The organism is Methylomonas paludis (assembly GCF_018734325.1).
Taxonomy (GTDB): domain Bacteria; phylum Pseudomonadota; class Gammaproteobacteria; order Methylococcales; family Methylomonadaceae; genus Methylomonas; species Methylomonas paludis.
The window spans coordinates 2240472-2254656 of sequence record NZ_CP073754.1 but is presented as its reverse complement, the minus strand read 5'-3'; the positions used below and the strand labels follow the sequence as shown (position 1 = coordinate 2254656).

General features: G+C 49.4%; 5 protein-coding genes. 4 read left to right on the top strand and 1 reads right to left on the bottom strand.

The features are described from left to right. The first annotated feature begins 42 nt into the window (after window positions 1-42). The 3 genes from KEF85_RS10120 to KEF85_RS10110 all read left to right on the top strand — a co-directional run bounded on the left by KEF85_RS10120 (window position 43) and on the right by KEF85_RS10110 (window position 2741). Window positions 43-1431 carry an ethanolamine ammonia-lyase subunit EutB gene (locus KEF85_RS10120; RefSeq protein ID WP_215580132.1) on the top strand — a complete coding sequence of 463 codons (1389 nt, stop codon included), beginning with the start codon at window positions 43-45 and terminating at the stop codon, window positions 1429-1431. Continuing rightward, window positions 1428-2171 carry an ethanolamine ammonia-lyase subunit EutC gene (gene eutC / locus KEF85_RS10115; protein WP_215580130.1) on the top strand — a complete coding sequence of 248 codons (744 nt, stop codon included), beginning with the start codon at window positions 1428-1430 and terminating at the stop codon, window positions 2169-2171. The genes KEF85_RS10120 and eutC overlap by 4 nt, the downstream gene beginning before the upstream one ends. Window positions 2172-2339: 168 nt before the next feature. Further along, entirely contained in the window at window positions 2340-2741 is a 402-nt protein-coding gene (locus KEF85_RS10110; protein WP_215580128.1) for a hypothetical protein, read from the top strand. Between the two features lie 65 nt (window positions 2742-2806). Here the strand turns inward: KEF85_RS10110 and KEF85_RS10105 are convergent, their stop codons facing one another. Continuing rightward, a complete protein-coding gene (locus KEF85_RS10105) occupies window positions 2807-12973 on the bottom strand; it encodes a filamentous haemagglutinin family protein (protein WP_215580126.1) in 10167 nt (3388 codons plus the stop codon). A gap of 420 nt (window positions 12974-13393) precedes the next feature. On the opposite strand from KEF85_RS10105, the gene KEF85_RS10100 reads away from it, so the two are divergent. After that, on the top strand, window positions 13394-14185 hold the full coding sequence (locus KEF85_RS10100; protein ID WP_215580124.1) for a hypothetical protein: 792 nt from the start codon (window positions 13394-13396) through the stop codon (window positions 14183-14185).

Genomic DNA, 14185 nt, shown 5'->3' with positions numbered 1-14185 from the left:
ACATGAGAAAGTCTGGATAGTTACAAAACCTTACCTTTGAATATGAGCTATTCCGCAACTGTTAAAGGCCGGCACTTTGGCTTTCACGATCTTAAAACCCTGCTGGCTAAAGCCTCACCACGGCGGGCGGCTGATGAAATGGCCGGGCTGGCCGCTGCATCAGAGCTGGAAAGAGCAATTGCCCAGCAGGTTTTAGCCGATCTGCCGTTACAAACCTTTTTAGATCAGCCTCTAATTGATCCGGAACTCGATGAAGTTTCGGCTTTAATCTATCAACAACACGATAGTATCGCCTTTGCCCCCTTCAAAAATATGTCTGTGGGGGAGTTTCGGGACTGGCTATTGGCTGATACCAGTGACCTGGCGCAAATAAAATGGGCCATTATTCCGGAAATGGCCGCGGCAGTCAGCAAGATCATGCGCAATCAGGATTTGATTGCCGTGGCCAGACGCTGTCGGGTAGTCACCCGGTTTCGTTCCACACTGGGCTTGCCTGGCCGATTGTCCAGCCGTTTACAACCCAACCATCCCACTGATGATCCGCGCGGCATTGCTGCCAGTACACTGGATGGCCTGCTGTATGGCAGTGGCGATGCCGTGATCGGCATTAATCCGGCCACCGATAATCTGGATAATGTCGCCACCCTATTGAATCTGCTGGATGAAATTATTGATAGGCATCAGATTCCCAGTCAATCCTGTGTGCTGTCGCATGTCACCACCAGTATGACCTTGATGCAACGCGGCGCACCGGTGGATTTGGTATTCCAATCCATAGCCGGTACTGCAGCGGCCAATCGAAGTTTTGGGATTGATTTAAGCCTGTTAAGAGAGGCTAAAGCCATGGCAAGCGATTTGCGGCGCAATCCCCATACCGATCATGTCATGTATTTTGAAACCGGGCAGGGCAGTGCGCTATCCGCCAATGCCCATCACGGCATTGATGCCCAAACCTGCGAAGCCAGAGCTTACGCAGTTGCCAGAGAGTTTTCGCCTTTATTGGTTAACACCGTGGTGGGCTTTATCGGCCCGGAATACCTGTATGATGGCAAACAAATTATCCGCGCCGGCCTGGAAGATCATTTTTGCGGAAAATTGCTGGGTTTGCCGATGGGTTGCGATGTCTGTTACACCAACCATGCCGAAGCCGATCAGAATGATATGGATAATCTGCTCACCTTACTGGGGGTAGCCGGCTGTAATTTTATTATGGGCATTCCTGGGGCCGATGATGTGATGCTCGCTTATCAAAGCACCTCGTTTCACGATTGTCTGTATTTGCGTCAGGTATTGGGCTTACTGCCGGCCCCGGAGTTTGCCGCCTGGCTCGACCAAATGGGTATTTTTAATGGCGCCAATGCCTTGGCTGATCAGAGCCGGCATATCCCTTTATTGGCGCAATTTCGGGGTTTAACCGGTAGAGAATCATGAAAGATCCCTGGTACCAGCTGCGCCGCTATACCCAGGCCCGAATCGCTCAGGGCAGGGCAGGATGTAGTTTGCCGACCAGCGCCCTGCTGGATTTCCAACTGGCCCATGCGGCGGCCCGCGATGCCGTGCATCAAGCCTGGAACAGGTCAGACTTTGCCGAACAATTAACCCGGCTGGGCTTGCAGACCTTGCAACTGGAAACAGCCGTCAGCACTCGCATAGAATATTTGCAAAGACCCGATAAAGGCAGAATTTTGCAGGAATCCAGCCGCCAACAGCTGGAGTGCCGTCCCAAGGTGGCGTACGATGTGGTTTTGATACTCAGTAACGGTTTGTCATCCACCGCCGTTGACAATCACGGCCTGGATTTTCTCCAGGCAGTATTGGCTGCTTTTAGCACCAGTGCATTAAGCCTGGGCCCCATCTGTTTACTCAATAATGCCAGAGTGGCAGTTGCTGATGAAATTGGCCATTTACTTAATGCGCGACTGGCAGTGATTATACTGGGTGAGCGTCCCGGCCTCAGTGCGGCAGATAGTCTGGGTGTGTATCTGACCTATCAACCTCATCCCGGCAAAACCGATGCCGATCGCAATTGTATTTCCAATATTCGCCCCCCGGAAGGCCTGTCATATCAAGTGGCAGCCGCCAAATTACTGTATTTGAGTCAGGCAGCTTTACAACGCGGTATATCCGGGGTAAACCTTAAAGACGATATGAGTTTGGATTGGCTGAAATAAACTCCCTGCTGCGCTAATCCAGCAGCAAAAACCCTCGCCAGGCGAATCTGCCCGAAACTAATCTCTGCTATACTCCCTGTTCCCGACCCCGCCGCCGGCTGGTAGGAACACAAAAACAATAAGCTACATTAATGCCTTAACAGCACCGTATGACTCTGGAGAAAAAATATGAAATGCCGCTATAAAATCCTTGCCGCAGTTGCCCTCAGTATAAGCCTGAATGTCGCTTATGCTTACAATAATACAGGTGCCACCCATAGTTGCGACCGGCCTATTTTCTCCGAATTCCAGCCATCACCAAACAAATACAATCAATCGTTTAGTGAATTTTCTTTGGTTGCCTCAGCCAATACCACCCCGACTTCCATTAACGTCGAAGTTAGCCTGGGCGGCCCAAAAATCCATTTTTCCCCTAAGGAACTGATTATCACCACTCGCGCCACCGGCCAATTTGAAGTGCGCGGCAAACTGGATCGTCCCGTGGAGCATGGCTTTGCCCGAGTTAGCGTTACCGCACACAGCAAACCCGGCTGCGAAAAATCCGATGGCTTTTTGGTGAGAATCCACTGATTAATTAGAATAAAACGGCAATATTAGGGGAGCGGTAATCAGCCGCTCCTGTCCACGTCATATGTTCAGCGTCCCCCGCACGCTTGCTTACCCTCCCGCACTTCAGCCACACTGCAACGCCCAAATCCCAAAATTTGCGTATCCAGCATAACGACTCTGGTCGTTTTGTTAGTGCGTTCTATTGCATCGCTTCTCTCTTCAATCATGTTGATGCTGGAATTGCGCGCCGCCGCTGCAGCAGCATTGCTAACCGCATCTGGAATAACAAACCCGTTTTGGGTTTGGGGTACCCCCAGCGTAGTTCCCAGGGCCTGTATATTAGTAGCGCCAATCACAGCCATGGCGGCAATGGTAATATTATCTCCAGCAATACCAGCTTCACCGGCATTGACTACCCCATGTGGTGCCAGCAGCGTGATATTGCCTATGGTTTTACTGTTATAGCCAGATTGAGCGCGAATTCCGCTACCACTGACGCTGGCAGGGTAAACCAGCAGCAAATTGCCGTAGGCATCATAATTACCAATCGGTAATTGAGTGGCCAGTGATGATTTTGTACCGCGCCCGGCATCAATATTGCCATCAGAGGACCAGACACTAATATCACCCCCCTCCAGCGTGAAAACCCGAGACTGGTTAACCTGTAGATCACCTTTGGTGAGGATATTGACATTGCCTTGGCCCTGAGCTACCACACCTAATTGGGCGGCACTTTTATCAGTAGCAATATCAGATGCCGCCAGGCCGACATTAATCTGGCCGCCTGGTGCCAGCAGATTGATATCACCGCCCTCCAGCGTCTGAATTTGACTGAAGTCCAGACTAATGTCGGCTTGGCCGGGATTGGGAAACAGCCGTTTTATAGCATCATATCCCGCCTGATAAGCGGAATTATTATGATAAATATTGACTTCAGTTGCCGTCAGCCGGAACTGGTCAAACAGAATATTCAGGGCTAATTGCCAATGGCTGTTTAGATCTGCATCCGGCAATTGCTGTTGTGCTGTAGCCAATGCGTTCAACAGACTGCGCAGATTACCTGCCAGCGCCAAATTATTGGTGCTGGGTGCTTGTCTCAATACAGAGTTCAGTTGCTGGCTCAATTGATTGCGGTATGTGTTGTCGAGGACATAGTGTTGCCAGTATGCCGATAAACTTTGACTGGTCGCGCCCACACTTGCACCAGCCAATAAGTTGATGCCGGCACCGCTGTAATTTTGCAAAGCACTATTGTATAAAGAGCCGACGCTGGTGATGCCGGCGGAAACACCCAGATCAATACTGCCACCGGCCCAGACATTCAACCAGCCGGGGCCAGCGACTTTAATCAGGCCCGAGCCCTGAAACACGCCGGTTACCGGATTGCGTTGGCTGGGGTAAAGTATATCGCCACCAACACTGATAGTGCTGACATCCTGATAAGTGCCGGGCAGATTCTGAATGAACAGGCTTAGATTGTTCAAATTCAAACCGGCAGACACATCGGTTGCTTTGGCGGCAGCAATGATTGCACCGGTACCTAAACCTATCAAGCTCCCCTGGGCGGAGGCGATCAGATTCGTACTGGTATCATTGCTATGAACTGGTTGGGCGGCATGACCCAGCACGCTGTCATAATTATTTGCTAACCAGTAATCACTGGTGATGGAAAAACTGGTGACCGGCTGCATAAGCGGTAAAAGTTGGGCAGGATTGACATCCAGCTGAGTTAACACCACACTGTCGGCAAAGCTGATATCAGCACTGGCTAATAGGTTAAAGCTACTGTCGGCAGCGGAATACAAACTCATAGAATTTTCGATCTGGATGCCGCCGGTTAAGGCCGCGGCACTCAGACTGCCGGGATACATTGCCAATAAGGGCGTAATGTCGGTAACAGCACTTAGATTGTTATAAAAATCCCCAGCCTGATTACCGGTACAACTGGCATCCAGACAAGCGACAATTTGATTGGTAACGGCACTGGTATTGTTATTTAACACAATATTACCTGCCAGACTGGTCAGCTTAACTGCGCTGTTTGCGGTATAACTACTGAAATAATCCATCTTGGGAGCTTTGACGCCGGCCTGGGCAATAATAAATGGATTAAGTACAGTACTTAATTCAATGCCATTACCGGCATTGACATTGAATTGAGTGTCTCCCAGAGCCAGAATCGGACCGTTACTGAATTGCGAGCCGCCGCTAATGGCCCCGCCTGCGCTAATATCCGCCTTACCTTTTTCATCATAAAACAGCCCACCGTTAATATCACCGCCTGCGGTTACCCTAAGATAACCGCCACCTTGTTCGGTTAATACGGTGCTGCCGTTCACTAATTGGCTGACAGCGTTAGTGGGCAATACTACCGATAAATCCTGTATATTGTTCCCGGCTTGAACAGTTACATTACCACCGCCCAAGGCGCCGATATTTTCCCGAAAGCCCAGAGTGGAATTTACATAACTGGTGCCGGTGCCTATAGCAGTTGGGTTGGTATAGCCAAAATCAATACCCCAGGCGGTCGGTAGATTATTTATACCCACAGCGGCACCCGAATTCCAGTTGCCGGAGCGTTGCAGCCAGTCCGACACCACTTGCGGGCTAGCCGCGCCGATAATATTGTTGCCGGCTATCAGCGTGACATTCCCACCTTGATCCGGATATTGCACGGCAAAACTAGTGGGCCGGTATTTGGCGTAGGGATCAGTTAATGCCGATTGGTGTCCGGCAGTGTAGACAGTAGATGTCCAATCGCTCAAGACAATATTTTTGCCAGCAGCCAGATAAATGTCGCCGGTACCGGTTCTGATGCTGGTATTGGCGGCGATGGTTAAATTACCTGTAGTGCCGTCCGTTACTATATCCTGCATGTCTGCACTGGATAGATCCGCACCAGCGGCAATGTTATAACGCCATGAAGAGCCACTGCTTAATTGCAGTTTCGCCTGATTCGGTACAAAACCATCACTGAGGGTGGTGTTGATATTAATATCGGTGCCGGAGCGTATGCTCAGCAGACCAGGTTTACTGACAGCATCACTTAACACGGTGCTAATATTCCAGCTTAAGCTGGAACTGTTTTGGATGTCCAAGCCAGGCAATAAATCAAAATTTCCCAATCTGGTTTGCAGATTGTCGTTCAATGCAGCAGCATTCAGATAGGTTTGGCTATCCGTCAGCATTTGCTGAAATTGCTGATCGCTCAAATCGACATTAACATAATGTGCCATGGCATACACATCCAAGGAAGCTGCGCCATGTACAGTGCCTGATAAAGCTATCGCGGCATCGTCTGCGCCGAGCCGATTGACAATAATATCAACTACCCCCCCGGAACCATTACTGCCGCCGCTCACATCCAGGTTTGCGTCCTTGGCTATTATTACCCCGGAACTGCTGGAATTGACCGGAGCCGAAGTCAGGGTAATATTACCGCCGCTATTAGCGTTGCCGGTAGATACAGCGGTCAATGAAGCGGTGGTTTCGATTTTGACGCCGTTATTGCCGGAAAGCCGAATATCGCCGGCCTGAGTCGCGTTGACATTCAAATTGCCGGAAATGTCCACCAGACCGTTATCAGCGGTGAGAGTAATACTGGCGGCTTGCAAAGTATAATTTTGATCCAGTGCTAGATCGCCTTGCCCCAGGCGCACGGCAAAATTGTGATTAAAACCGTCATCTTGCAGTATTTTGCTCAAAGCCGAAAACTTGCTTTCAGAAGTCCGGTTACTGTGAATAGCAATATTGCCGCCGTTTGCCCCCTGATAGCCAAATCCTTGCAGAGTGCCGGCCAGCGACACACTGCCGTCGGCCGCATTCAGCACCAGACTGCCGGCATTGCCGCCCAGTTTGGAGCCGGATACATTCAGGTTACCGGCCACGTTAATATCGGATAAAGCGCTGGTCAGACTGATCATCCCGCCGTTGCTGTACATAGCATTACCGGCCAGATTAATCACTTGCCCGGAAGTGTCTATCGAACCACTGCCGGTTATGGTTAAGCCATTGCTGGCATTAAGTACCACCTTACCGGATGCCATATCAATAGCCGTTTGCTGATTAATGCTGCCGGCATTGACAGTCAGTGCGGCTCCCAGTGCGGAATTGGTCGAGGCCGTGCCGCTAGCTGTTGTGGTAAGTTGATGAGCGCCCAGATTCAGGGTGGTGTCGGCACCGGCATTAGCTGTCCATAGCGGCGTGGTAATATTGACATTACCGTTCACATCAAGCGCACTGAGGCCATCATCAAGCAATTTGCCAGTGGCATTCAGGTTTAGCTGGCTGAAGCCGGATATCTGATATTGACCGGCTCCCAGCGTGATAGTAGTCGCTGTCAACTGCAGCGTCCCAGACCCGGCGGCCTGACCGGCAGCAACAGCAGCCAGGCTGTTTTGCAAACTGATGGTTCCAGCATTAATCTTTGCCGTATCGCCGGCATAGCCATAAATACCGGCGGCATCAATACTCAAATTATTTAACTGTAAATTAACGCCATCGGCGATGTTGACCGAGCTATAACTGTTCAGTACCAGATTATCAACATGTAATTGGTTCAGAATGGCGTTGGAAAGCTGAAAACCCATCCCGGAATCGCTACCCCCGCCTAAGGTAATTAAGCTGGAACTTAAAGTTAATTCACCTTGGGTCATTTGAATATTACCCAAAATGGTGCCGGTTTTACTGGCATCCAGCAAAATAGATCCAGCGCTGTTCAACGTAGCACCCGCCTCTATATCTAGGGTGCCGTACTGTTGATCCAGTCCTGCGGCATTACGTTCCACCAGCGCAGATGCCGCGCTGGATACTCTGAGTAAGGCTCCATCAGTGTTGGTTTTATCTGTGCTGGGGTTAGCCGAATTGCTGATTTGCAGCAAGGTGTCGCTATGCTTGAGGCTGCCTACCGCACTAATACTGGCACCCCTATCCAGCTTAACGCTATCATCGGCTGCCAAAATAATTTCCGGAGCAGTTAAAGCCACATCCTTGTCGATATCCACGCTATGTGCACTGACGGCTAGTTGGGTTTCCGTACTGGTGCGGGTACGGCGTCCGCCCAGCAAAATACTGTCTACACCCAATTGGTTAAGATTAGAGGCAAGTAGAATAATCGTATTTGGTGTATTAATAGCCGGTGCTTGATTGACCACTTCAATATTATTGGCACTAATATCCAGCATTCCACCCAGTCCTTTCCCAAGAAATGCTGTGGCATTGATTTGTCCGGCAATATTCAGAGCCTGACTAGCCAGCAAGGTCAAGTCACCGGCATCTTCCGGCAATGCGGCAGCCACCCCATTATTAGTTTGGCTGCTGTAAAACTGGCTGGCGGTACTCAATAAATAAGGTGAATAAGTGCTGATCAGCTTGCCGGATTGCACGGTAAATCCCGACCAAAGCGCTGCGGAAACTTGACTGCCCTGGTTAAACAGATAGCCGGCCACCACGGAAGCGCCATCCGGTAATGACCCGCTGCTGCCCGGTGTCATATTGGTGGTGCCTGCCGCTGGTGTAATCAGGTAAGCCCCTGGTAACAGAGCATCATAGGCCGGCAATAACACATAATTGCCGGCGGGTACTCCAGAGTCGGCGCTTAAATGAATACTTGCTCCCAAGCTCAGTCCGGAATTAGCAAATAACTGGGCATCGTAGGCGGCATAGCCGCTCTGTAGGTCGGGGAGAATGGCATAGCTTTGTAAATACGCCGGGTTGAGATAATCGATACTGCCGCCCGGTGCCGGGGTAAATTCATAAGCCAGCAAATCACCCCCACCATTCAAGTTCACCACAGAATCCGGCAACAGATTAATACTGGGGCCATGCAGAGTGATGGTTTTTTGTGGAGTGCCGCTTTGAATATTAACAGCAGTGCCCAAAGGATATATCCAGTATTTACCATTGCCCTGCGTCTGGCCGAAAGGGATAGTCAAATTGTCGCTGTCCGCAACTGAAGTCAGGCTATGGGCTTCTAAAGTTAAATTATTGCCGGCATCTAGCTCAATTTTGCCGAATGGGGCTAGTAATGCCCCTGCGTTGTCTATGATAGGCGCGTTGATGGTTAGTTGCCCGGCTGCTGATAGCGGAGTGACTGGCGTGGCCGAATTGCTTAAAATTTTCAGCGTCCCGTTTGGGTTCAGGAATGGGTCTATACTGATCTGGTATTGAGTCAGTGTGGTGGGGTAGATTTCTCTGGCACTGATGTCCAGATTACCACTCAAGTTTAAGGCCCCCAGCAAATTAGCTTGATAATTTGGATTCACCCCAATTAACTGTACATCTCCGCTGCTGTTGATTTGGGTCAGGGCAAAATCGCTGATCTGGGCGGCACCGCGCAAATCGATATTGGCAGCATTAAGCTGGAGCAATTGCGCCGGCTGGGTAGAACTGTTCAAACTGCCGATTACAGTTTGATTCTGACTGGAGCCTAAAGTCAGTGTGTCGGCCGTCAAAATCACCTGACCCTTATCTTCTGGCGTCAACCAGCTATGGGTGAGCTGCGGTGCATCCAGTTCCAGATTAAGTTTTACCGCCAAATTCACATCACCCACAAAGTTTATCGCGCCATTTTGTGGTTCCGGTTCTGATTGGGTACCGGTATTAATAAAGCTTTGTAGTTTGACACTGTCAAAACCGGCTTGAGTAATTTGATCCGTGGAAATATAAGCCTGACCGTTTAGTGCCGTGGGGATAAGCGGATTGCTGAGTTGAGAGCTGTCCAGCAAATTAACAGTCTTGCTGCTCAGATTGATAATGCGATCACCAGTAGGGAAGGGTACGTCAAATGGTTCGGCCCGGTTCTGTGCATTCAGGCTGATATTCAGACTGCCGCCGGCTGCTGTAGAGCCGCTGCCGGCAGCAGTCTCGCCGGTTCCAGCCTTAGCCAGGAATTTGCCTTGTAATATCATGCCTTCCGCAGCGGTCAAATTAATGCTACCGGCATTGCCTGGAACAAGCTGAAAATGAATGCCTTGAGTGTTGATAATATCCAGCCCGGCACTGATGCCGGATACATCCAAGGTACTGTTGCCGGCGGTGAGGATATAGCCGCGATTAGCGCTGATACTGATCGTGCCGCCATCCAGAACTTTGCCTACTGCCAGTCCTGCTGGATTGGGAGTCATTATTACTGTGCCGTGTGTGGACAAAATCGCGTCTGTCCCAAGCGTAATAGCCTGATTGGGGTTATAGCCTGGATCGGAACTGGCGTTCGGTGGTGCTACCACACTGATATTAATATTGCCGGCTGGTGCGCTCAGGCTACCATCTATATTGATATTGGCATCAGATTTCAGGCTAATGCTCGCCAGCGGGTCAGTAGTAATCGTGGCGTTTTTGGCAATGTCGATTGCCAGATTCTGGTCTACCCCTTGTACAGTTTGCAGCACATTCAATGTCAAATTTACCGCATTGCGCTGATAGTCGGGCAGCAAGGTCTCCGTAGTCAGATCAGCTAAAGAACCGCCGTTGGTATTGTAAGCAGCCGCTGACAACTGCCAGTTACTTTGGCGTAATTGTATGGCAGTATTTTCGGCAATCGTTAAGCCGCCATTATTGGCGGTCAGCGTGTAATTGCTGAACCCGCCACCGTGTAATAATTTACCGGTTGCCAGTTGTAACACGCCCACAGTGTCAATGCCGCCTGAATTACTGATATCGATGCTATTGGCAGCTATGTTTAAGCTGCCGCCGTTATATAAGGCATAGGCAGACAGTGTGGCACCCAGTTGCAATAAGGTGTCGGTATTATTCCCGGCAGAACTCAAACTGATAGCACCGCCTGTGCCGGCATTAAGTGTCGTGTTAGCTTGCAGCCAAGCCCCACCATTGGCATTTAATTGCGCTCCCTGTGACAAGATCAAATCACCCTGTGCCTGCAAACTGATATTACCGGCATTGATGGCTAAAGCAGCCAGAGCATTATTATGCTGCAAGTTGTATACATCGTTAATCCAGACACCACTGGTATCAATATTACTCTTACTGCTCAACCGTATTTCGCCGGTGCTGGAACGGGTTTTATCCTCGCCCACCAGAGTAGTTAAACTGACATTACCACCAACACTCTTGATGCTGCCCTGGACATCAATAGCACCGGCTTGCAGACTTAAATTAGCCAATGCTTGCAGGTCAATTTTAGTGTTAGGCTCAATCAGCAGATTACCGCCGGTTTTCAGATTCAGATTCAAATTCTGTTGCAGATTGTTGTGCTTAAAAACCTGAAAAAACAATGCTTGACTTAAATACAGAGGGCTGAACACACTACCGGTAGCGGGGATGATGGTATAAGTTTGGCTATTCTGAAAAATCACGTCCTGCTGATAAACGCCTGACCAGGTGGTGTCAATATTCAACTGGCCGCCGGCAGGCAAACTGGCGGCGCTACGTTGAAATTGGCCATAGCGGGTTGCTGAGAGTATATTTCCGTCCAGCACCAAATCCCGGCTATGAATATTAACTGTGCCGGCATTCATGCCCTGAGAGTAGGCTGTTTGGTAGCTAGCTAGCGTGGATATTTGTTGATAAATCCGGTTAGGGTCGGCATTGGCCAGACTGAATACCACGCCATTGGATACCAACTGCGTCATATTGATTATTCCGGCCTGATAATCCAGCCAACCCCCCGATATATTAATATCAGCCCCCTTCTGAATCAGGGTGTCGCCTTCTGAAATCAGATTAACCGTGCCCGCCGCACTATTGCGGTAATACACCGAATACTTTTCAGCTGCCACCGCTCCGGAAATATCGGCCAAGGCCGTGCCCTGACGAGTATCAACTTCAATGGTTTTACCGTATAACAAGCCATTTTTCTGAATGGGATCGTTGCGCAACTCATAGCTGTAGAGGGTCAAGTCCACTTCATTGCTGGACATCGGCATCAGCACATCGCTCGCCCCTGACACATCAATACTGCTGCCGGTTTCCAGAAAAATTCGGCTGTTATTACCGGCAGTTACCGGTGCCAAAGGTTGTGTGTCCGGGAAGTATTGATTGCTGTTGGTTGGTGACAGATTGGCCGTCATATTAACCTCACCGCCATGAGCAATAATCTTGGCCGAGGCTTTCATGTCTATATAACCGGCTTCCACGTCAAGCAGCGATTTAGGCTGAGCTTGCCCAGTCACTGTATTTCCATCACTTGCATCCAGTTTTATCTGGCTGATACTACCTTTAGCCAGCGTCACGCTAGCCTGTTGACCTAAGCCGTCACTGGCATCATGGCTGCGCACAGTGCTATTGCTGATAGGTTCCAGAATATAATTAGTCGTAGAGTTGGATGAAGTATTGACCAATTGCGCACCTTCCCGAGCCAATAGCCGGATGCTGCCGTTTAAAGCCACCGAAGTGCTGGCAGATATGACGCCTTGTTGGGATACAGCAAAACCCATCATAGTGGTATCACCGCGCTCAGTCAGAATCGTGCCCAGATTTTTGGCATCACCGCCGGTTTGTACTTCCACCAACAGCCCCCGCAACTGACTGGAACTGGATTCCTGTAGATAAACTTTATCGGTAGCAGCAGCCAAAATCACCTGGCCATCCTGTGCTCTTATGGAGCCGTCATTTTCCACTTCCGGAGCGGCCAGAATCACCCGGCCGGTATCTGCCGCATTGATATGCGCGCCTTTTTCCACCAATACCCGAATTTTTTCCTGGCCGGCCGCCGTGTTGCGGTACACCACGCCATCTGCTGTTAAAGCCGCTACCGCTGTTGTGTTAGCGTTACCGGGTGTGCTGGTGCTTGGTGCTGCATTATTGACCACATTAACAATGCCCTGTTTAAACACGGTATCAGTGATATTCAGACTGCTGACCACCAGACTATTGGTATCAACCTCACTGTGTTGCCCAAATACAAAGCCATTATTGTTGACCAGATACAACTGACCATTGGCCGATAAATTGCCCAGAATTTCACTGGCGTTAAGTTGGTGAATATTGTTCAAGGCAATTGACGTCGTATCCGGCTGCACAAATTGCACAGAATTGCCTGCGCCGATATCAAAACTGTTCCAGTCCAGTATCACTTGTTTCGTAGTTTGCTCTATGGTCAGCTTATGTCCATCGGCACTATAACTGGCCATCGCACTGCCGATATCTATGCCGGAATGTAAGGCGGGGCTGGTCAGATTGCCATCGACAGAGCCAGCCTGGGTGGCAATAGGCAAGCCTACATCATCGCTGTACACATTGCCTATACCGCTCAACATCAGAATGCCGCTGGATAACCAGTTGCAATATTGGGTCATGCCAGTTTTCAAGCAAAATTTCATCAGTCTTTACCCAAATTATCCCGAATGCAGAGCTACATCGGCAGTGGTCACAAATTATCGTATATAAGAAGATATATCGTTAGTGAATGATATTGCATGTTTTAAGCAAATAATATCGAATTTATAGCATAAGACTAGCGCTTATTTGCTATACAAGACCAAAATATTTGGTTTAACAGCTTGAAAAAACACTGTTTCCTTAGGGTAAATAATCAATTCGATATATACACTTTGACATATCATGAAAAATAACTTACGTTATTACCATAGGGACATATCGCATTAAGTATAGTTTGTAATTCTGTAGTAAGCCACCCTGGTGCGGCCTAAGGATGCTAAAGGGTATTTGATAACTATTTTTTCAGGGGCATAGCCCAAAAGAGGTGATTTATGATCATGAAGCCAGATAGATTAAAAACATTAGGCTTAAGCTTGATGTTGGCCGGCGGCGTCTCAGTGGCGCAGGCGACAACATTACCCAACAACGATTTGTTTTTAAATGCTTACGATACCTATCAAAGCACATCGTACAACATCGACCTGGGTGTGAGTTTGGCCACGTTCATCAGCGAGGACAGCAATTCTCTGGTGTTGCCAACGTCCGATTCCGGATTTTTCAGCTGGGTTAACAACACCTTAGCCAATGGCGGCAGCATTATTTACAATATTGCCGCTGCTAATTTGATCACCCCAAAAGGCACCACATTAGATGGTTTGCTGGTTAGTGAAGAACCGGGTAACAAAGCATTGGATGCTGCCCAAAACCTGTTTCAAATGGGCGGTTTACAAACTACCATCCTCAACCGGATTGCCAATATCAACGGCGTAGGTGGCGTAGGACTGGTGCCTAGCGATACTTTTAGCCAGGGTCTGGCCGGATTTTACTCAACCGGTGGCACCTGGGGGGAAGGTCAGGGCAGTCCTAGTGTTAACGACAGTACCACATTGGGCGGTACCGGCCTTAATACCTTGGAGCTGTTGTTTGAACACACCACCGGTATCTCCACTGGCCTGAAAAACTCTACCGTGATGACTTTGGAAAAACTGCCGGGAACTTTTTCCATCGACGCAGCTAATTCTCATGTTGTGTGGAATGTCGCTTCGGTACCGGTACCCGGTGCAGTATGGTTATTCTCCGGCGGTTTAATAGCGATGCTGAAGCTGCAAAAACGCAAATCAAACATTTAA